We start from the raw sequence: 21680 nt of genomic DNA, 5'->3' as shown, positions 1-21680 counted from the left end.
ATTTTCCCTGCGAATGTCGTGGAAAAAAAGAAACTATGCTAATATTTATAGAAAGAGCATAGTAATTCAAAAATTAGTCGAATTAGAGGTGGAAAGAGTGAGGGAAGAAGCAGAACTACTCCGACTGATCCAATCGGTGGGCGAAGGTGTTGGGGCACGTGCCATCGGTTTATCTGGTTCACGGACCGATCCGCAGGCGCCAAAAGATTTTTTGCAAGACTTTGATGTGGTTTATGTAATGGATGATATTCAGCCCTTGGTCGATGATCCTTCATGGTTAGAAGCCTTTGGACCGCTCATGATCAGGCAAACACCGGAAGCTAGCACCATCTATCCGCCCAGTCTGGGTGGTTGTTTTACGTACTTGATGCATTTTTTAGACGGAGTAAGAATCGATCTCATGCTTTGTCCTCTTGCACTGGTCGATCGGCTGGCTAACGAACCAGGCTTGCAGCCGCTGCTTGATCCAGACCAATTACTAAGTTTTACTAATCAAGCAAATCATTCGCATTACTGGATCAAGCGTCCGACCCAAGCCGCTTTTCGGGAACACTGCAACGAATTTTGGTGGGTAAGCACGTATGTCGTGAAAGGGCTGCTTCGAAAGCAGCTGATTTATGCTGCGGATCATTTATACACCATTTGTTGGCAAGAATTGTTATGGATTGAAGATTTGTTTGTTGCCCACACTCAGCAATTTCAGGTGAGTACTGGAAAAAATCATAAATACCTGCAGTCGTTTCTCACGGAAAAGGAGTGGCGGGAATTGACCTCATTGCTTGATTTTTCCACGATCACTGCTTGCGGTCAGTCACTTTTGAAGATGCAAAAACGATTTGATGGCCAAGCAAAGAAAATTAGCGAGAAATTGGGATTGGCTTATGATTGGCAAGAAGCTGAGAATGTCCAAAAATATACGAAGTATTGGAGTGAAAAAAATTGGCAGATGAGACCAGAGAACCAAAAATAAAAGACAGTCAGATTCAGGCTTTTTGGCAACAATTTTTAAAAGTAAACCCAAGAAACCAATCTGCTCTGACCTATGAAGATGCTTGGTCCTTTGGTGATACCCCACAAATGGCCGATGAACTGGCAGCACTGGTTTTAGCTGGCAAAAAGACGGCAACGACATCTGCCGCTGCCCTCTATGAAATCGAGCAAGAAGCATTGCCGCAATCAGGAACGTATAGTGTTCTTTTAGATGGTTCGGATGTACCAAGAGCTGTTCTTTATTTAGAGTCAGTGTCGATCGTGCCTTTTGATGAGGTGACAGCAGCGTTCGCCTTTTTAGAAGGGGAAGGAGATCGCACTTTGGCTTATTGGCGCCGTGTTCATGAAGCTTTTTTTCGACGAGCTTATGCCTCAGCGGGTTTGTCTTTTCACGATCAAATGCTGTGTGTTTGCGAGAAGTTTTCTGTTGTGTATCAAGAAGATGAAGGCCATGATTTTCAATGAAAAGCGCGACAATCGCTTTTGTCTTTCTGAAAAAGGTGTATAATCAAAAGCAAACAAAGGAGGAAATCGTATGCCATTTATCCATGTCGAACTAGTTGAAGGGCGTTCACAAGAACAACTGACGAATATGATGAAAGAAATCACTGAGGCAGTCCATAAAAATACGGGTGCCCCTAAGGAGCATATCCACGTTATCATCAATGAAATGAAGCAAGGAACCTATGCTGTGAATGGCGATTGGAAATAATTCTCTTGCTTTTTCTTGTAGGTAGTGGTTTAATTGAGCCATAATCGATCAATAAAAAAGACACCTGAATTTGAGAGTCTTCGATAAGAGAGGGAAATCTTGGCTGAAAATTTCCTAGAAGAAAACCAAAGGATGACCACTTTTTTTAGACCTCTGTCGAAACGGAGGCGGTTGAACCGTTATCTCATGAAGAGGAAAACAGACTTTTTCTGTTTTTAAACAATAGGTGGAACCACGAGTGATCGTCCTAGTATCGTAACCGATACTAGGACTTTTTTTATTGATTGAAATCATTCAAAGGAGGACATTCATATGTCATTATTTATTACATTTCCTGATGGCGCAAAAAAAGAATTTGCTGTTGGGGTAACAACCAAAGAGATTGCTGAAAGTATCTCGAAAAGTCTTGCAAAAAAAGCCTTAGCTGGAAAAGTCAATGGGCAACTGATCGATCTTTCACGTCCGATCGAAGAAGATGCAACGATTGAGATCGTGACACCCGATCACGAAGACGCCTTAGGCTTACTTCGTCATTCGACAGCTCATTTAATGGCTCAAGCTATGCGCAGACTCTATCCATCGATCCATTTTGGGGTAGGACCTGCAATTGATTCTGGTTTTTACTATGACACAGATAATGGGGAAAACCCAGTAACTGCGGAAGATCTACCTGCAATCGAAGCAGAAATGATGAAGATCATCAAAGAAAATCTGCCAATCGAACGACGTGTATTAACAAAAGAAGAAGCGTTGGCCCTTTTTGCCGAAGATCCATACAAAGTAGAGTTGATCACTGAATTACCAGATGACGAAACGATTACTGCCTATCAGCAAGGTGAATTTGTCGATCTTTGCCGCGGTCCTCACGTCCCATCAACTGGTCGTATCCAAGTATACAAATTGTTATCAGTGGCAGGTGCTTACTGGCGTGGAAGCTCTGATAACCAGATGATGCAACGAGTATACGGAACAGCCTTTTTCGATAAAAAAGACTTGAAGGAATTTATCCGTTTACGGGAAGAAGCAAAAGAACGCGATCATCGTAAATTAGGAAAAGAATTAGAATTGTTCATGTTATCACCTGAAGTCGGCGCTGGTCTGCCTTTCTGGCTGCCAAAAGGAGCAACGATCCGTCGTACGATCGAACGTTATATCGTTGATAAAGAAGTTAGCCTTGGTTACCAACACGTATACACACCAATCATGGCAAACGTGGACTTATACAAAACATCAGGGCATTGGGATCATTACCACGAGGACATGTTCCCACCAATGGATATGGGTGATGGCGAAATGCTAGTTCTACGACCAATGAATTGCCCGCATCACATGATGGTTTACAAAAATGACATCCATTCGTATCGTGAACTACCAATTCGTATCGCTGAATTAGGAATGATGCATCGCTACGAAAAATCAGGCGCTCTATCAGGGTTGCAACGGGTTCGGGAAATGACCTTAAATGACGGTCATACATTCGTTCGTCCTGATCAAATCAAAGAAGAATTCAAACGGACACTGGATCTTATGGTGGGCGTTTACGAAGACTTTAATATTACTGACTATCGTTTCCGTTTAAGCTATCGCGATCCACAAAATAAAGACAAATATTTTGATGACGATGCGATGTGGGAAAATGCGCAAACAATGCTAAAAGCGGCCATGGATGAATTAGAATTGGATTATTTTGAAGCTGACGGTGAAGCAGCTTTCTATGGACCTAAACTAGATGTCCAAGTGAAAACAGCTTTAGGTATGGAAGAAACATTGTCAACGATCCAATTGGATTTCTTATTGCCAGAACGTTTTGATTTGACATACGTTGGTGAAGATGGCGAAAACAACCACCGTCCAGTGGTGATCCACCGCGGGATCGTTTCAACGATGGAACGTTTTGTGGCTTATTTGACAGAAGTCTATAAAGGGGCATTCCCGACTTGGTTGGCACCAATCCAAGCATCGATCATTCCGGTCTCAGTCGAAGCCCACAGCGACTATGCCTACGAAATCAAAGAACGCTTGCAAGCGCAAGGTCTGCGAGTGGAAGTAGATGATCGCAATGAAAAAATGGGGTACAAGATCCGTGCGTCGCAAACACAAAAAATTCCTTACCAAATCGTTGTTGGGGATCAAGAAGTCAATGACGCAACAGTCAATATTCGTCGCTATGGCAGCAAAGAAACTCAAGTGGAAGAGTTGAATCTTTTTGTTGATGCTATGGCTGCAGAAGTGAAAAATTATAGTCGCGCATAGTTTTTGTTACAAAGAAGATAATTGTCTTATAGTATATGCACCTGCTTTTTTAGCAGGTGCTGTTTATCTATTTTTGTTCTATAAAAACTGTGGAAAATGCAGAAAATTTTGTTTTTGTGAATAAAATCATATATAATTAACAGGTAGCAACAAGGAGAAAAATAGAAGGGGTATGTGATGAACTATAATTATGGAGTAAGAAAAAAATCGGTTGTATCGGTCATTCTATTAACATTTATTACTTGTGGCATTTATACATTCTTTTGGATGTACCAAACAACCAAAGAGCTAGCAGAGTACAGTGGGGACAATCGTCTTTCACCAGAGACGTCGATTTTATTAACGATCCTTACTTGTGGGTTGTATCAAATTTATTGGTGGTATCGAATCGCGGATATCTTTATGAGTGCGCAACAACGAGCGAAAATGCCTCGTTTGAGTGACAACAAAATTCTGTTTGTTGTCTTAAGCCTCTTTAATTTTGATTTTATCAATATGGCGATTTTACAAGGAGACATGAACCAAATGTGGGAAGCAGCTGATCAAAATACTATGACATCATCTGATGCTTCAAATGATCCGTTTGATTCAGATGATTGGGTCGATTATTGATCTGTCCGTTTAAATGGATAACGGGGGTTCCTTGTCCAGGTTGTGGCATGACGCGCGCATATTTACATTTATTCCAAGGCGATCTTCAAGGCGCGCTACATTTTCATCCCTTGTTTTGGTTAGTGCCGATCGTATTCGGGATCGTTTTATTCAAAAAAAATCCGAAAATCGGCAAACTTTACCACAGTCAAAACCTGTGGGTGACATTGACACTTTTAGTACTAGTGGTTTATGGCGGTCGGCTCTGGCTTCATTTCCCACATGAAGCGCCAATGGACTTTGATCCAGAAAGTATTTTCCCACAACTACTACGTCGGATTGGTCAAGTGATTCACTAACATCCATTCACCCAAGCATTAAAAAACATTAAGAAAATGCTTTGTTTTTTTCTGAAAGCGAAGGGAACATGCGACAGTAGTTGAATCTTTATGAAAATTGTGTTATATTTACAATGTAATGATACTTAGAGTGAGTGAGCGGTTTTTTCGCTCACTCTTTTTAATGGAATGAAGTTCGTTTCGTTGAGAAATAAAGGAGGCGATGTTGTGAGTACAGTAGTGGAAACTGTTACAGATATAGTGACCCCTATTCTGGATGCGCAAAAATTTGAATTAGTTGAAGTAGAATTCGTGAAGGAAGGGAAAAATTGGTTTCTTCGTGTGTTCATCGATAAAGAAGGCGGAATCGATATCGAGGAATGTGCCTTTGTCAGTGAACAACTTAGTGAACAATTAGACCAATGCGATCCTGATCCTATTCCACAAGCCTATTTCTTGGAAGTTTCTTCCCCTGGCGCCGAGCGTCCATTGAAGAAAGAAGCAGATTATCAACGGGCAGTCGGCGAGTACATTCATGTTTCTTTATATCAACCGATTGATGGAGAAAAACAGTTCGAAGGCTTTTTACAGTCATTCGACGAAAATCAGCTAGTTATGAAGACCCGAATCAAAACCAGAGAAAAAGAACGAACGATCGACCGGAAAAATATTGCCAAAGCTCGTTTAGCCATTCAATTTTAAACACGGAGGAATGAAAGAATCATGAGTAAAGAAATGTTGAATGCATTGGATGCATTAGAAGCAGAGAAAGGCATTTCAAAAGAGATTGTCATCGATGCCTTGGAAGCGGCATTGGTTTCAGCGTACAAACGTCATTACGGGCAAGCACAAAATGTGGAAGTGGAATTTGATCAGAAAAAAGGCAACATCCACGTATATGCAGTCAAAGAAGTGACAGAAGAAGTCATGGACTCGCAACTAGAGGTTTCATTAAAAGAAGCGATGACAATCAACCCCGCTTATGAAATCGGCGACAAAATCCGCTTTGAAGTAACACCTAAAGACTTTGGTCGTATTGCGGCGCAAACGGCCAAACAAGTCATTTTGCAACGAGTTCGAGAAGCAGAAAGAAACATTATCTATAACGAATTTAGTGCTTATGAAAAAGACATTCTACAAGGAATCGTAGAGCGTCAAGACAATCGTTATATTTATGTGAACTTAGGTAAAATTGAAGCAGTGCTTTCAAAACAAGACCAAATGCCAAATGAGTTTTATCAACCCCATGATCGGATCAAAGTATTCGTTTCTCGTGTTGAAAATACGTCTAAAGGGCCTCAAGTATTTGTTAGCCGTAGCCATCCAGATTTGCTACGCCGATTATTTGAACAAGAAGTGCCAGAAGTATATGATGGTACTGTAGAGATCGTAAGTATCGCTCGTGAAGCAGGGGATCGTGCCAAAGTGGCTGTTCGTTCTTTTGATGCTAACGTTGATCCTGTCGGCACTTGTGTAGGTCCTAAAGGGCAACGGGTTCAAGCAATCGTCAATGAACTAAAAGGCGAAAACATGGACATCGTGGAATGGAATGAAGATCCAGCGATCTTCATTGCCAATGCATTGAATCCAGCGGAAGTTAGCGACGTTATTTTCGATGTTGATAATCCGAAGTCTTGTACCGTTGTCGTGCCTGATTACCAATTGTCATTGGCGATCGGTAAACGGGGACAAAATGCCCGTCTGGCAGCCAAATTGACTGGCTTCAAAATCGATATCAAATCAGAAACAGACATGGAAGAGTTTTATGCGAAGTTGGATGAAGGCGACTATATCGATGAGTATGATGCAAATGCTTCAGAAGCTGCCGAAGAAATCAGCACAGAAGCAACGGAATCTACAGAAACGCTCGATGAAGCAATCCTTTCATCAGACATGACTGCAGATGATTACGAAAATGTTGAGTTTGACAAAAAATAGTTGAGGTGAGATCGTGATGAAAAAACGAAAAATTCCTTTACGAAAATCAGTGATTTCAGGTGAAATGTTGCCTAAGAAAGAAATGCTTCGTATCACTCGTTCAAAAGAAGGCGTTGTTTCTATTGATCCAACCGGAAAAATGCCTGGTCGTGGTGCCTATATAGCGATCGAACCGGCTGAAGCCCAGAAAGCTTGGGATAAGCGTATTTTAGATCGAGTGTTGGAAACGAAATTGACAGATGAATTTTACCAAGAACTATTGGACTATGTAACGCACCAAAAAGCGCGAAAAGAGTTATTTGCAAATGAATAAAACCAAAGCATTAAATATGTTAGGACTAGCCATGCGTGCTGGGAAATTAGTGACTGGTGAAGAAATGACCTTAAAAGAGATTCGCAATGAGAAAGCTGCTTTGGTCATTGTCGCCAGTGATGCTGGTAAAAATACACAAAAGAAAATTAAGGACAAAAGTTCTTATTACGAAATTCCGCTCCTAGATGCATTTTCTGCTGATGAAATCAGTGCGGCCATTGGGAAACCAAGAATGGTCATTGGCATCTTAGATCAAGGATTTGCAAGGAAGGTGCAGGAATTAATATTAGGTTAGGAAGGTGATTGCATGGGGAAAAAAAGAATTTATGAACTTGCAAAAGAATGGAACAAATCGAGCAAAGAGGTTGTTGAAAAAGCACAATCTTTAGGCTTTGATGTCAAAAATCATATGGGCGCGATCTCAGATGGAGAGGCGCAGAAATTGCAGCAGTCATTAGGCGGCAATCCAAATGGTAAAACATCTGCAAACTCAAATCCCGCAAATCAGAAACCAGCCAACCAGCCGGAAAAACAAGAACAAAAGAAATTTAAAACGCAAAGAAATAATCCTAACTTCCAAAACCGTCATAACAATCAAAGTCAACAGCGAACTGCGCAAAGTAATAACCGTCCTGCTGGTCAAGGACAAGTAGATCGCACGAACAGTCAAGGAAGTAACAGACCAAATAACCAAGGAAGTCATAATCGAGTGAATAACCAAGAGAATCGTAACAATCAAGGGCAACAAAATCGCCCAACAAACCAAGGACAACAAAATCGTCCGAATAATCAAGGGCAACAAAATCGCCCAACAAACCAAGGACAACAAAATCGTCCGAATAATCAAGGGCAACAAAACCGCCCAACAAACCAAGGACAGCAAAACCGTCCAAACAATCAAGGACAACAAAATCGTCCGAATAACCAAGGGCAACAAAACCGTCCAAACAATCAAGGACAACAAAATCGTCCGAATAACCAAGGGCAACAAAATCGCCCAACAAACCAAGGACAGCAAAACCGTCCAAACAACCAAGGGCAACAAAATCGCCCAACAAACCAAGGACAACAAAACCGTCCGAACAATCAAGGGCAGCAAAACCGTCCGGCCGCTCAATCTGCAGGAAATACGCAAGGGGCAGACCGTAACAATAACCGTACGCAAGGATCGAATGATTCCCGTGGAGGAAATCAAAACCGCGGCAAGTCAAATTACGGTGGACGCAATAACAATTTCAACAATAACAATCGCAACAAATTTAACAAAAAAGGCAAAAAAGGCCGTCAGCAGACGGAAAAGAAACCGCCAGTTCCAGCACGTAAATTCCGTGAGTTACCAGAAGTATTGGAATACACAGAAGGCATGAACGTAGCGGATATCGCGAAAAAAATCTACCGTGAACCAGCTGAAATCATCAAGAAACTCTTTATGATGGGGGTTATGGTCAATCAAAACCAACCTTTAGATAAAGATACGATTGAACTGCTTGCTACTGATTACGGAATTGAACCACAAGAAAAAGTCCAAGTGGATATCGCAGACATCGATAAATTCTTTGAAGAAGAAGAACAAGTCGAAGAGAACTTGGTGTCACGACCACCTGTTGTGACGATCATGGGACACGTTGACCATGGGAAGACAACCTTGCTTGATACTTTACGCCATTCACGAGTGACGAGTGGTGAAGCTGGAGGAATCACCCAGCATATTGGGGCTTACCAAATCGACATCAATGGCAAACCAATCACTTTCTTAGATACTCCTGGACACGCGGCCTTTACCAGTATGCGTGCACGGGGAGCAAGTATCACCGATATCACGATTTTAGTTGTCGCAGCTGATGATGGTGTGATGCCACAGACGGTGGAAGCAATCAACCATGCGAAAGCAGCAAAAGTGCCGATCATCGTTGCAGTAAACAAAATCGATAAGCCAGGTGCCAACCCACAACACGTGATGCAAGAATTAAGTGAACATGAGTTGATCCCAGAAGCCTGGGGTGGCGATACGATCTTCGTTGAAATCTCAGCGAAATTTGGGCAAAACATTGAAGAATTGCTTGAAATGATTCTTTTAGTAGCAGAAGTGGAAGATTTGAAAGCTGATCCTACCCAACGGGCAATCGGTACCGTCATTGAAGCACGCCTTGATAAAGGAAAAGGACCTGTGGCTACCCTATTGGTTCAACAAGGAACGCTTCATGTAGGTGATCCAATCGTTGTAGGGAATACCTTCGGTCGTGTTCGGGTAATGACGAATGACTTAGGTCGTCGTGATAAAACAGCAGGACCTGCTACACCTGTCGAAATCACAGGATTGAACGATGTCCCTCAAGCAGGTGATCGTTTCGTTACTTTTGAAGACGAGAAAACAGCTCGGGCAGCAGGGGAAGAACGGGCAAAACGTGCTTTAATGGAGCAACGCGCATCAAGTAGTCGTGTGACATTAGATAACTTGTTTGAAAGTCTAAAAGAAGGCGAACTGAAAGAAGTAAATGTCATCATCAAAGCAGACGTACAAGGTTCAGCTGAAGCATTAGCTGCGTCATTGAAGAAAATCGATGTGGAAGGTGTGCGAGTAAACATCGTCCATTCAGCCGTTGGCGCCATCAATGAAAGTGATGTAACGCTAGCAGCGGCAAGTAATGCCATCATCATCGGATTTAACGTCCGTCCAACACCGCAAGCCAAACAGCAAGCGGAAGCGGAAAAAGTCGATATTCGTTTGCATCGCATCATCTACAAAGCGATCGAAGAAATCGAAACTGCGATGAAAGGGATGCTTGATCCTGAATTCGAAGAAAAAATCACTGGTCAAATGATCGTTCGTGAAACATACAAAGTTTCTAAAGTGGGTACGATTGCTGGTTGCTATGTGACGGAAGGCAGCATTCGCCGTGACAGTGGCGTCCGCGTGATCCGCGACGGTATCGTTATCTATGAAGGCAAACTTGCCAGCTTGAAACGCTTCAAAGACGATGTCAAAGAAGTGAAGCTAGGGTTTGAATGTGGCGCGATGATCGAGAAATTCAACGATCTTAAAGTTGATGACGTGATCGAAGGCTATGTGATGGAAGAAGTACCGACAAAATAACGGAATGACAACTATACAAGGAGGCTTTTTGAATGGCTAATTATCGAGATCGCCGAGTGGCACAAGAAATCTTAAAAGAAGTCAATCAAATTCTTCGTAAAAAAGTTCGTGATCCTCGCGTGCAAGATGTGACGATCACAGATGTACGAGTAACTGGAGATTTGCAGCAAGCAACGATTTTTTACAGCACTCTAACGGACTTAGCTTCAGATAAGCAAAAAGCCCAAGCAGGACTGGAAAAAGCAACTGGTTTAGTTCGTCGTGAATTAGGTCAAGCGTTAACGCTCTATAAAGTCCCAGAAATCCAATTTGAACTGGATGAATCTGTACAATACGGGAATAAAATTGATGAAATGATTCGTTCATTGCACTCAGAAGAATAAAAAAAGAACAGCTTCCAATCGAAGCTGTTCTTTTTTATTTGAAATGAGCATCAGGTATTCATCAGTAAAGTGACCAGTCCAGCAACCCCTGTCCCCAAAAGCCAACCGCCAATCACATCTGTTAAAAAATGGATTCCTAAGTAGACTCTGCTAAAGCCAATCATAAAGCTCAACAAAATTGCCAGTAGAGTCATCGGAAGGACTGCTGTGGGAACCAAAATTCCAAGATTCAAAGCAATCGTTCCGTACATAGCGGCTGATGTGGCAGCATGGGCACTAGGGAAACTATGGTCCTTTTCTTCAACCAAACGATGATCGATCGGCCGATCTCTTCGGACGATTCGTTTGATAAGATAAGCAGCTGCTGATACTATGAAGATACTGACTGCTGTTTTTGGTGCAAGATCCGCCCGCGATGATGGAAAGGCAAACAACAGTAAAGCGATCGCAACTGTCGGAAAGGCTTTTCCTAAATTGGTAAAAAAGTGCATCATGCGCGTCAAAGACGGAGTACGGCTTTGGATGATCTGCAAAGCAAACGCTTCTTCCCAACGCTGCATCGTGCCGAGCTGAATCATGATCAAAAAAATGGCAAATCCAATAAATGAGCCTATCGTTAAAACAACCATTTTAGGACCTCCTTATATGCTTAGTTTATCATGTAATGAGAAGGTGCGAAAAGGATTTTGTCGTGCAATGATTTTTTTTTATATGTTATAATAAGCAAGTTGAAGTGAAATGGAGGAATACGATGGACGGGATTTTACCATTATGGAAAGAGCGTGGACAAACTAGTCACGACTGCGTGTTTAAATTACGAAAAATATTAAAGACAAAAAAGATTGGGCACAGCGGCACACTAGATCCTGACGTGGATGGTGTCTTGCCCATTTGTATCGGAAAAGGAACGAAGATCGTTGAATACTTGGTTGATTCTGGAAAAGTCTACACCGGGGAAATCACCTTGGGGTTCAGTACCACTACAGAAGATCGGTCGGGGGATATCGTTGAACAACAAGCACTAACTCGTCCGTTTACGAAGGAAGAGATCGATCAGGCAATGAAACAGTTGACGGGTACGATTACCCAAGTACCCCCGATGTATTCGGCGGTCAAAGTCAATGGCAAACGACTTTACGAATATGCCCGCAACAATGAAACCGTCGAGCGGCCACAACGCAAAGCCGAAATTTATTCCTTTAAACGAATTTCAGAGCCGGTTACTCATGAGGACAATACGCAAAGCTGGCGTTTTGAAGTTTCTTGTGGAAAAGGGACTTATGTTCGCACATTAGCGGTCGACACAGGGAAATTGCTGGGTGTACCCGCGCATATGTCTGATTTGACTCGCCTAAAAAGCGGTGGTTTTTCTAAAGAAGAATCTTACACGATTGCAGAGGTTCAAAAGGCAGTCGATGAACAACGTGTTTCGGAACTACTACTACCTTTAGAATACGGGGTATCGGAGTTTGTTCAAGTGACGATCGATGCGGACCTCTGGCAGAAAGTAAAAAATGGCATGCGTTTGCCATTTCGTGCATTTGGATTACAAGAGCGCCCAGAAGAGTTAGTGGCGATTTTCTATCAAGAACAATTAATTAGTATTTATAAAGCTCATGACAAATACCACGATATGATGAAACCGGTAAAAGTCATCCGTACAGAAATAGGAGAATGAACATGGAAATCATTGAAATGAGACACCCTTATGATCACGCAACGATTCCTGAAGAGGAGATCGTCTTAGTTTTAGGCTTTTTCGATGGCGTGCATCTAGGCCATCAGAAAGTCATTGAAACAGGGCGCAAGATTGCAGAGGAAAAAGGATTAAAATTGGCGTTGATGACCTTTAATCAACATCCCTCGATCGTGTTTCAAAAAGTCGATCCTGAAAAAATGCAATACCTGACCAGTTTGGCTCAAAAAGAAGCGCATATGGAACAACTTGGGGTAGACATTCTTTATATCATTGAATTTACTTCTGCTTTTGCAAATTTGGCACCGCAAGTATTTGTAGATGAATATATGATCGGACTGCATGCAAAAGTTGTTGTTGCAGGTTTTGACTATACCTATGGCAAGAAGGAAATTGCCAACATGGCGCTGTTGCCAACCTATGCAGAAGGACGTTTTGAAGTTGTGACTGTCGCGCAAGAATCGTTTGATGAAGAAAAGGTTAGCTCCACACGCATTCGCTCTGCGCTACAAAATGGCGATATGGCGCAAGTCAATCGCTTGTTAGGGTATATTTATGAATTTGAAGGAACCGTCGTTCACGGTGATGCTAGAGGACGAGAACTTGGGTTTCCAACCGCGAATATCAAAGTGAAGAGCACTGTTCGGTTGCCAAAAGAAGGTGTCTATGTGACGGAAATCAAAGTCGGTGACAAGTGGTATCCATCGATGGGATCGATTGGTCACAATGACACCTTTGGTCAAGGGCGCCAGTTAACAGTTGAAATCTATATTCTCGATTTTCACCAAGATATTTATGGGGAAACTGTGGCAATCCGCTGGCATCATTTCTTGCGTGATCAAGTGGCTTTCAATGGTGCGCAAGCATTGATTGAACAATTAAAGCAAGACGAACGAGACACTGAAGCTTATTTTGATGGCCTTTCAGAAGAAAACTAATCATTCGTAGTGAAAAGAAGCGTTTCTGGCTTCTTTTCACTTTTTCTTTTTCTCTCTTTTTATAACGTAGTTTATTTGAATTCTAATGCTTTCCCCATGAGGAAAAAACGTTTTTTCGATATACTAAAAAATAGGCTAAAATGATAATTTATGCAGTACGCTGCAAAGGGAAAGGGAGAGAAAAAGTGACAATTGGAAAAAAAGCAAAAAAGGGGAAAGAAAAGAAAGATTTAACCAAAATGAAAACGCCGCATACGTATGTCATCATCTTTGGGGTTGTGCTGTTGGCATGGTTGCTGACTTTCATAGTTCCCGCTGGGAAATTTAGTACACAAGAAATCGAGTATACCGATGCAAATGGGGAAATCAGTACCAGAACGGTCTTAATGCAAGATTCGTTTCGTTATGCCTACCCGTTAGATAACGAATACGTCTATCAACAGTTGAATCAATTGGAAGACGATCCACAAGAGCTGGAAGAATTAGATGTCGATCCTGAGGCTTTAGCAGCTGTTCTGGCTGAAGGTCCTAAAGAGATATCCCAGAGTCAATTAGATGAGGTGGGACTAACCGATGATACGCTTTACAGTCTTTACGGGGAAAAAATTTATGATACTTCTGAAAAACTGCATAAAACAGCCAAGGTTTGGGGAACTGATGACTTTAACGGTTTCGGCTTTTTAAATTTTGTTTTTGAAGGGTTGGTTTCTGGCGATAAATATGGATCAGCAGTTGGGATCGCAGCGCTGATCTTAGTGGTCGGGGGTGCATTTGGTATTATCATGCAAACCGGAGCGATCGATGCAGGGATCTTTGCGTTTATCAGCAAAACCCGTGGATTAGAACGTTTGGCATTGCCGTTATTGTTCTTTGCTTTTTCATTCGGGGGTGCTACTTTTGGGATGGCAGAAGAAGTCATTCCGTTTTCGATGGTCATGGTACCTTTCGTGATCGCATTAGGGTATGATTCGATCGTGGCGGTCACTGTCACTTATGTCGCCTCCCAGATTGGGAATGCCACCTCCTGGATGAGTCCATTTAGTGTGGCAGTGGCTCAAGGGATCGCAGGTATTCCGGTTCTTTCAGGGGCAACGTTCCGAATCATCATGTGGGTCGTGGTTACCGCATTATCTGCAGCATACCTCATGATCTATGCCGAAAGAATCCGCAAGAATCCGGAGAAGTCACTAACCTATCAATCGGATGCATATTTTAGAAATCATCTTGAGAAAACCTCTAGTGAGCAAAAACCCTTTCTATTAGGTCATAAATTGATCTTGGTTGAAATGCTAGCAGTCTTGATCTGGATCGTTTGGGGTGTGACACAAAAAGGCTATTATATTCCTGAGATTGCTTCCCAATTCTTTGTTATGGGCTTAGGGGCAGGAATCATAGCAGTTCTCTTCAAATTAGAAAATATGGGCTTGAATGACGTGGCGAGTGCTTTTCAATCAGGTGCCTCAGAATTGGCAGGAACTGCAATCGTTGTAGGGATGGCCAAAGGGATTCTTCTGGTTCTCGGCGGTTCTGATGCCAACGTGCCGTCAGCGTTGAATACGATTTTGCATAGCATCGGCGGTTTGTTAAGCAATGTTCCAGCATTTATTGGGGCTTGGTTCATGTACATTTTCCAAAGTTTCTTCAATTTGATCGTGACTTCAAATTCAGGTCAGGCTGCATTAACCATGCCGATCATGGCACCGTTAGCCGATCTTTTGGGTGTATCTAGACAGATCGCTGTCTTGGCTTACCAATTGGGCTCAGGCTTTATGGATGCCTTCACGCCAGTATCGGCAAGTCTGATCGGTGTCCTAGGTGTCGCAAGAATCGAATGGGCGAAATGGGCGAAATTCCAGATCAAAATGCAAGGGTTCTTATTTGTATTAGGAACGATCTTCATCTTTATTGCGGTCGCGATCGGCTTGCAATAAGAAGTAATTAGGCACAAGGAGGAAGCACTCATGAAGGTGATACGACAAGCGGAAGTTTACGCTCCTGACTATTTAGGAAAAAAAGATATTTTATTAAATGAAGACAAGATTATTGCCATTCAAGATTCGATTCAAGGAGGATTCTCAGGCGTTGCTCTTGAAGAAATCGATGGCAGAGGGTTGCTTGCTGTGCCCGGTTTTATTGACTGTCACTTTCATATCTTAGGAGGTGGCGGGGAAGGTGGTTTTCAAAACCGGACACCTGAAGTGAAATTGTCTCAGCTGACCTCTGCGGGGGTAACGACAGTGGTTGGCTGTTTAGGTACTGACGGAGTAGGCAGAGATATGACTGCCTTGATCAGTAAGGCCCGTGGACTAGAGGCGGAAGGCATCACGACTTACTTGTATGACGGTTCTTATCGATTGCCATTGACGCCTGTCACGGATTCCATCATCCAAGATTTTTTGACTATCGATAAAATTATTGGTATCGGTGAAATAGCCGTTTCTGACCATCGTTCTTCACAACCAAGTTTCGAAGAATTTACCCGCGCGGTTGCGGATGCTCGTGTCGGTGGGATGCTTTCTGGAAAAGCAGGCATCGTAAACGTCCACTTAGGTGGAGGAAAGAAAAAATATGAGCTGCTTTTACGAACCATCGAAGAGACAGAGATTCCAATCAGCCAATTTTTACCTACACATGCCAATCGGACCAGTGAGCTTTTCGAAGCGAGTATTGCTTTTGCAAAAATGGGTGGAACGATCGATTTTACGGCGAGTGAAGATCCTGATTTCTGGGAAAAAGAAGACGATGAGGTTCGCTTCAGTAAAGGATTGAAACGTTTGTTAGCAGAAGGGATCGGGCTAGATCAATTTACCATGACCTCTGATGGGCAAGGCAGTCTCCCTTACTTTGATGAAAACAATCAATTCATAGGTCTGGGTGTCGGCAGTTCGCGAGCGCTGATGGTAGGCATTAAAGAAGCAGTCCAAAAAGAGCAGATTCCATTGGAGATCGCCATTCGTGCAATCACTTCCAATCCAGCGAAAGTATTGAAGCTTGATCAAAAGGGGCGCCTTGCAGCAGGGATGGATGCTGATATTTGCTTGCTGAACAAAGAATCATTCGCTGTAGAAACAGTTCTAGCAAAAGGCAAAACGATGGTAGAAAAACAAGAAGTGAAAGTATGGGGTACCTTTGAGCAACTAGCGTAAAAAGAAGCCAATTCTGGCAGACTAAGAGTCGGTTGTTTTTCTAAACAGAGTTGTAAAAGACAAAAAAAACAGCCCGATCTATGACCAGCATTTGCTGGACTTGATCGGGCTGCTTTTTCACTTAAATGCAAGAATTCTTATGCTTGCAGCTCATCTAATTTTTTCATGTCTTCTTCAGAAATTTCAAAGTCAACTTTGGCATTATCTGAAATGTATTCTTCATGAACTGATTTTGGCAATGGCAAAATATCTTTTTGTAGTAGGTAACGAATAGAAAGCTGTGGAATCGATTTTCCATAGGCTTCCGCAATCGTTTTGACCGCATCGTTGTCTAGTAAACGACCAGTAGCGATTGGTGAATAGCCTTCCACTAAAATTTCGTGCTCTTTGCAAAATGCCAATAATTCTTCATTTGTGCGGCCAATATGGTAAATAAACTGATTGACCATTGGTTTCACATCGCAATGATCAAAAATATTTTGCAAATCTTTTTGATCGAAGTTGGAAACACCGATCGATTTTACTTTTCCACTTAAGTAGGCTTCTTCTAATGCTTTCCAAACATCGATGTTTTCCAGATAAAAATCTTTGTTTTCTGGATTGTTTCCCATGATTTTCCAAGGACGAGGGGCATGGATCAAAATCAAATCGATATACCCTAAGTCAAGTTTTTTTAGAGAAGCATCAATGCTATCAACCGCTTCTTGGTAGGTCTTTAACTCAGCAGGTACTTTCGTGGTAACAAAAATCTCTTCACGAGCAACGCCTGAATCGCGGACAGCTTTCCCAACTGCTTCTTCATTTTTATAAGCAGCAGCTGTATCGACATGTCGATAACCATCTTGGATGGCAAATTTTGTTGCATTGTAAGCATCTTCTGGCGAAGATTGCCAGGTCCCAAGGCCGATCTTAGGAATCGTCAGTTTGTTCTGCAAAGTAAATGTTTCTTGTAATATCACGTATTTCAACCTACTTTCGTCGCTTTTTTTAGTTACATCTTTTATTATAAAACGTTTTCTTATTTGATACAAATCTGACGCTGAAACTTTTTCGGTAAATTGACTTTCAAAGGGATCTTTGATACAGTAGCAGCAACCTCAACCTGGAAAGATGTGGTAAGAATGGATTTTGTAAAAGAAGATTTTGCCTACTATCGGCGCTCTTTTGAGTTGATGTATCGTAGTTATTTCCGTAGAAGAATGATTGCTCTTGGCGTGGCGATTTTGATTATCTTAGGTTACCTATTTTTGTTACAAGAAAGTTTGCTTTTAAATATCATTTTGTTGGTTATTTTGCTAGGGATGATGGCATGGTTAGTTTCACTTTATCAGCGAGCGAGTGAGGTCGTACTTGCTTTCGAAGAAGAAAATCAGGTGCCGAAAATTTATCAACTGACAGAATTCGAGGATCATTATGCATTCCACATGAAGGATGGAACAACGATGCGCGTGAAGAAAAACGGCAATCGCAACTTTCCTTCCAATAATAAGCAGTACACGCTGATGGCAGGGTATAAGAAAGTGTTTTTTGTGCAACAACCCCTAATGATCTTTTATTATGATCTCTTAGAGATGAAGTATGATGAAGCGTATCGATTAAAGCGAAATCGCCAAAATGGGTTCAGTCGTTGGTCCCGGTATTTCAGTTTTCGCTCCTTTAAAGGATCTATCGGAAATGTTTTTCAATTTTTGCTAGGAAATATTTTTTTCTTATTTATCGCCTATCGGTTGATCCGTTACTTGATCGACATCTTGCTTCATGTTTTTTAATCGATCAAGCGTCCTTACATTCCTCACTGTTTTCATAGACTGATGAAAAAGATGATAGGACTTAATTTTTAAATCAAGGTATACTAGAGTCAGATAAGGCAAGCGATTGTCTTTCAAGAAGAGAGCTACTCTTATTCAGTAAGCCGCCGACAACAGCTTATCTTTTGTGGCGCTAACAATTTGGGGGAAGTGTTAGTTCTTGTAGCAGACCGTAATTTTTCTGTTTGCCATAAGAACAAAAACGGTAGTTTACCGTACTTAATAGGAGTAGTCCTCTTGGTTTTTTCTATGATTGTTCTGAAACATCACTTTCTTGAAGTGGTGTTTTTTTGCTTATTGCTATTTCAAGTGATAGGAGAATTCACAGATCTGTGCTACAATAAGTGCCGATACTCTCAGCAATGCGAGTGAAAAAGAAGATAGAGGAGAATCACTTAGTAATGCTTGAAGGTCAAACAATAAATGATCCATCTACAAAAAGCGCAGGAAATATTTCCGCGTATCTACATATACCTTTCTGTGAACATATTTGCTACTACTGTGACTTCAACAAAGTGTTTTTAGAAGGCCAGCCAGTAGATGAATACATCGAAGCACTGTTGAAGGAAATTGAGTTGACTCTTTTCCACCAGCCAGTCAGCGAAGCGGAAACGATTTACATTGGCGGTGGGACGCCAACGTCGCTTTCGGCAAGCCAGCTGGATCGATTGCTGTCAGGCGTACACGAATTATTGCCGACTCACACAACGAAAGAGTTTACAGTGGAAGCAAATCCTGGTGATTTGAGCGAAGACAAAATGCTGGTGTTGAAAAACCACCAAGTCAATCGATTGTCTATGGGGGTCCAGACCTTTGATAATCGCTTGCTAAAAAAAATTGGTCGCAAGCATACTGCTGAAGATGTTTATTCAACCATCCAACTGCTAGAAAAACATGATTTTCAGAATGTGACGATCGATTTGATTTATGCACTTCCGGGACAAAGCATTGAAAGCTTCCGTGATACGCTGACGCGAGCGATTGATCTCGGGTTGCCTCATTATGCCATGTATTCCTTAATCTTAGAAAACAAAACCATGTTTATGAACTGGGTTCGCCAAGGAAGAATGGCGTTGCCTTCTCAAGAAGCGGAAACACAGATGTTTGACGAAGCAATCGCCGCGATGAACAAAGCTGGCTTGACCCAATATGAAATCAGTAATTTTGCCCGACCAGGGTATGAGTCCTTGCACAATCTAGTGTATTGGAACAATGAACATTATTTTGGCTTTGGGGCAGGCGCTAGTGGTTATCTTGGACAGTCTCGCTACAAGAATAAAGGACCGATCCAGCATTATTTGAAACCATTGCAGGAAAATCAGTTGCCAATCCACGAAATCGAAGAATTGACAACCAGCAATCAAATGGAAGAGGAACTTTTTTTAGGCCTCCGTAAAAAGGCTGGCATTTCAAAAATACGCTTTGCAGAAAAATTCGGGAAGTCTTTTCAGGAAATCTATGGTTCAACTAGCGAACAGTTGATTCAAAAAGGCTGGTTGGCTAGTCAAGGTGATCGTGTCTTTTTAACGAAATCTGGGATGTTCATTGGCAACGAAGTGTTTGAAGCATTTCTCTTGGATGGAGAAAAATAAGAAAGAACAAGGAAGAGAAGTAGCCATTTCGCGCTGCTTCTTTTTTGCTTTCTTTTTTTAGCACTCTCTTAGAAAGAGTGCTAAAAAAGTGATGCAAATACTTGACATTCCTAGCAAATATGGTATATTTATAATCGTGTTAGCACTTAATAGGAATGAGTGCTAACGGAGGAGTGGATAAAATGTTGACACCTAGACAACAAATGATTTTACACCTCATCATCCAAAACTATACGAATACTGGTCAGCCCACGGGCTCGAAGCGATTGATGGAAGATGGGGTTGAAGCTAGCTCTGCCACCATTCGTAATGAGATGAAGGCGCTGGAAGAAGCTGGACTTCTATTAAAGACACATTCATCTTCAGGGCGTGTGCCATCAATAAAAGGGTATCGCTATTACGTTGATCACTTATTGAAGCCATCTGAAGTTGACCAAAACGAAATTCAAACCATTCGTCATTCTTTTGGAAAAGATTTTCATGAAATCAATGAAATCATCCAGCAGTCTGCCACGATCTTGTCCAACTTGACTAGCTATACAGCGTTGTCTCTCGGGCCAGATATGAAGGAAAGGAAATTGACGGGCTTTCGAATCGTCCCTTTGAATGCACGACAGATCATCGCGATCATCGTGACGGATAAAGGGAATGTCGAAAATCAAGTCTTTACCCTTCCTGAATCGATGAGTAGCGAAGATTTGGAAAAAATGGTAAGGATCATCAACGACAAATTGATCGGTGAACCTCTAATGACGGTCTACAATCGATTAAGAACCGAGATTCCGATGATTCTGCATAAGTATTTTCAAACGACTGACGGAATCGTTGATCTCTTTGATACGATGCTGAGCCATATTTTTGAAGAAAAAATCTTCGTCGGCGGGCGAATGAATCTTCTGGATTTTGAACCGACGCAAGATGTTAGTCAGTTCAAATCGATGTATTCATTTATGAAAAACGCAGATCAGCTGACACAGCTGCTGGCGCCAAGAGATTCTGCGATTCAAATCAGAATCGGCTCTGAGCTTGGCAATGACTTGTTACAAAATATGAGTTTGATCCAAGCCAGCTATGAAATCGAAGGTCATGGACAAGGAACGATCGCTTTATTAGGTCCATCAAGTATGCCGTATTCACGGATGTTTGGACTGATGGAAGTTTTTCGAGGCGAGTTAGCAAAAAAATTGGCCGATTATTATCGCGCATTAGACGCTGCCAATGAATAAGCGGCAATGAAACAAATCGTAGAAGGGATGGTTGAAACGTGACGGAAAAAGAAGAGCGTTTAGATGAAGAATTAGCTAAAACTGCTGAAGAAACCGCAGAAACACCTGAATCTTCAAATGAATCAACTGAAACTGAAGCACAGACTCCTCAACCAGAGGAAGAAGCAGTGGAAAAAAGCGAACTGGAACTTTTGCAAGAAAAGAATAACGAATTGGAAGATCAATTCCTGCGTGCTCGTGCAGAGATCGCAAATATCACTTCACGTAACCGCAATGAGCGGGAACTTTTACAAAAATACCGCTCGCAAGATCTTGGCAAAAAACTGTTGCCAGCAATCGACAATTTGGAACGAGCGATGGCAGCAGATGTCGATCAAGACCAAGCGGCGAATTTGAAAAAAGGCGTTGAAATGGTTCTTGAAAGTCTGCGTCAAGCCTTAAAAGAAGAGGGAATCGAAGAGATTCCTGCTGAAGGTGCAATGTTTGATCCGAACTTGCATCAAGCGGTGCAGACTGTACCTGCCTCTGATGAAACACCGGCAGACACAATCGTTACTGTCTTGCAAAAAGGGTATAAATTGCATGATCGTGTCTTGCGTGCAAGCATGGTCATCGTTGCACAATAGTTCTTTCTATCTATAAGTAGATGTTTAAATTAAAAA

General features: G+C 41.9%; 22 protein-coding genes. 20 read left to right on the top strand and 2 right to left on the bottom strand.

Annotation, left to right across the window (positions count from 1 at the left end; all coding sequences use genetic code 11):
* Positions 1-97 precede the first annotated feature (97 nt).
* The 12 genes from IGI78_RS09190 (at position 98) to rbfA (ending at position 10612) form a co-directional block, all read left to right on the top strand.
* Entirely contained in the window at positions 98-970 is an 873-nt protein-coding gene (locus tag IGI78_RS09190; RefSeq protein WP_081118628.1) for an aminoglycoside 6-adenylyltransferase, read from the top strand.
* Positions 940-1455 (top strand): ASCH domain-containing protein, encoded by a 516-nt coding sequence (locus tag IGI78_RS09185; RefSeq protein ID WP_081118627.1) that lies wholly within the window; start codon positions 940-942, stop codon positions 1453-1455. Before IGI78_RS09190 ends, IGI78_RS09185 begins: the two co-directional genes overlap by 31 nt.
* A 70-nt stretch (positions 1456-1525) precedes the next feature.
* Entirely contained in the window at positions 1526-1702 is a 177-nt protein-coding gene (locus tag IGI78_RS09180) for a 2-hydroxymuconate tautomerase (RefSeq protein ID WP_005225916.1), read from the top strand.
* 312 nt (positions 1703-2014) lie between these two features.
* Positions 2015-3955, top strand: a complete 1941-nt coding sequence (gene thrS / locus IGI78_RS09175) for a threonine--tRNA ligase (protein WP_005235617.1) — start codon at positions 2015-2017, stop codon at positions 3953-3955.
* A 177-nt stretch (positions 3956-4132) separates the two neighbouring features.
* A complete protein-coding gene (locus tag IGI78_RS09170; RefSeq protein WP_086292276.1) occupies positions 4133-4567 on the top strand; it encodes a DUF4234 domain-containing protein in 435 nt (144 codons plus the stop codon).
* Positions 4567-4905, top strand: a complete 339-nt coding sequence (locus IGI78_RS09165; protein ID WP_170920140.1) for a DUF2752 domain-containing protein — start codon at positions 4567-4569, stop codon at positions 4903-4905. The genes IGI78_RS09170 and IGI78_RS09165 overlap by 1 nt, the downstream gene beginning before the upstream one ends.
* A gap of 207 nt (positions 4906-5112) precedes the next feature.
* Positions 5113-5586: a ribosome maturation factor RimP gene (gene rimP, locus IGI78_RS09160; protein WP_077454435.1), complete on the top strand. Its 474-nt coding sequence runs from the start codon at positions 5113-5115 to the stop codon at positions 5584-5586.
* A gap of 21 nt (positions 5587-5607) precedes the next feature.
* Complete coding sequence (gene nusA / locus IGI78_RS09155) at positions 5608-6822, top strand: transcription termination factor NusA (protein WP_081118625.1); 1215 nt, start codon at positions 5608-5610, stop codon at positions 6820-6822.
* 16 nt (positions 6823-6838) lie between these two features.
* Complete coding sequence (rnpM, locus tag IGI78_RS09150) at positions 6839-7135, top strand: RNase P modulator RnpM (RefSeq protein ID WP_005225922.1); 297 nt, start codon at positions 6839-6841, stop codon at positions 7133-7135.
* The gene (locus IGI78_RS09145) at positions 7128-7430 is read left to right on the top strand and encodes a YlxQ-related RNA-binding protein (protein WP_015509584.1); all 303 of its coding nucleotides are present in this window, start codon (positions 7128-7130) and stop codon (positions 7428-7430) included. The genes rnpM and IGI78_RS09145 overlap by 8 nt, the downstream gene beginning before the upstream one ends.
* A gap of 12 nt (positions 7431-7442) precedes the next feature.
* Positions 7443-10229 (top strand): translation initiation factor IF-2, encoded by a 2787-nt coding sequence (gene infB, locus IGI78_RS09140; RefSeq protein ID WP_288362126.1) that lies wholly within the window; start codon positions 7443-7445, stop codon positions 10227-10229.
* Between the two features lie 32 nt (positions 10230-10261).
* Positions 10262-10612: a 30S ribosome-binding factor RbfA gene (gene rbfA, locus IGI78_RS09135; RefSeq protein WP_077454432.1), complete on the top strand. Its 351-nt coding sequence runs from the start codon at positions 10262-10264 to the stop codon at positions 10610-10612.
* A gap of 50 nt (positions 10613-10662) precedes the next feature.
* On the opposite strand, the gene IGI78_RS09130 is transcribed toward rbfA, so the two are convergent.
* Positions 10663-11241, bottom strand: a complete 579-nt coding sequence (locus IGI78_RS09130; RefSeq protein WP_081118623.1) for a phosphatase PAP2 family protein — start codon at positions 11239-11241, stop codon at positions 10663-10665.
* Between the two features lie 122 nt (positions 11242-11363).
* Between IGI78_RS09130 and truB the strand changes: the two genes are divergently transcribed.
* The 4 genes from truB to iadA all read left to right on the top strand — a co-directional run bounded on the left by truB (position 11364) and on the right by iadA (position 16392).
* Positions 11364-12290, top strand: coding sequence for a tRNA pseudouridine(55) synthase TruB (gene truB / locus IGI78_RS09125; RefSeq protein WP_081118622.1), 927 nt, complete (start codon positions 11364-11366; stop codon positions 12288-12290).
* A 2-nt stretch (positions 12291-12292) separates the two neighbouring features.
* Entirely contained in the window at positions 12293-13246 is a 954-nt protein-coding gene (gene ribF / locus IGI78_RS09120; protein ID WP_081118621.1) for a riboflavin biosynthesis protein RibF, read from the top strand.
* Between the two features lie 239 nt (positions 13247-13485).
* Positions 13486-15177, top strand: a complete 1692-nt coding sequence (yfcC, locus tag IGI78_RS09115; RefSeq protein WP_170920139.1) for a putative basic amino acid antiporter YfcC — start codon at positions 13486-13488, stop codon at positions 15175-15177.
* 30 nt (positions 15178-15207) lie between these two features.
* Positions 15208-16392: a beta-aspartyl-peptidase gene (gene iadA / locus IGI78_RS09110; protein ID WP_081118619.1), complete on the top strand. Its 1185-nt coding sequence runs from the start codon at positions 15208-15210 to the stop codon at positions 16390-16392.
* 137 nt (positions 16393-16529) lie between these two features.
* On the opposite strand, the gene IGI78_RS09105 is transcribed toward iadA, so the two are convergent.
* Positions 16530-17351, bottom strand: a complete 822-nt coding sequence (locus IGI78_RS09105; RefSeq protein ID WP_077454427.1) for an aldo/keto reductase — start codon at positions 17349-17351, stop codon at positions 16530-16532.
* Between the two features lie 162 nt (positions 17352-17513).
* On the opposite strand from IGI78_RS09105, the gene IGI78_RS09100 reads away from it, so the two are divergent.
* From IGI78_RS09100 to grpE, 4 genes are all read left to right on the top strand, one after another.
* Positions 17514-18161 carry a hypothetical protein gene (locus IGI78_RS09100; protein ID WP_081118618.1) on the top strand — a complete coding sequence of 216 codons (648 nt, stop codon included), beginning with the start codon at positions 17514-17516 and terminating at the stop codon, positions 18159-18161.
* Positions 18162-18601: 440 nt separating this feature from the next.
* Entirely contained in the window at positions 18602-19792 is a 1191-nt protein-coding gene (hemW, locus tag IGI78_RS09095; protein ID WP_081118617.1) for a radical SAM family heme chaperone HemW, read from the top strand.
* 182 nt (positions 19793-19974) lie between these two features.
* Positions 19975-21018, top strand: a complete 1044-nt coding sequence (gene hrcA, locus IGI78_RS09090) for a heat-inducible transcriptional repressor HrcA (RefSeq protein WP_081118616.1) — start codon at positions 19975-19977, stop codon at positions 21016-21018.
* Between the two features lie 38 nt (positions 21019-21056).
* Positions 21057-21644 (top strand): nucleotide exchange factor GrpE, encoded by a 588-nt coding sequence (gene grpE / locus IGI78_RS09085; protein WP_077454424.1) that lies wholly within the window; start codon positions 21057-21059, stop codon positions 21642-21644.
* The last annotated feature ends 36 nt before the right edge of the window (positions 21645-21680 follow it).

The sequence above is a fragment of the Enterococcus sp. DIV1767 genome (genome assembly GCF_050542585.1).
Lineage (GTDB): Bacteria > Bacillota > Bacilli > Lactobacillales > Enterococcaceae > Enterococcus_D > Enterococcus_D innesii.
Note: the sequence above shows the minus strand (reverse complement) of the source record. Positions and strands in the feature narration are given on the sequence as shown.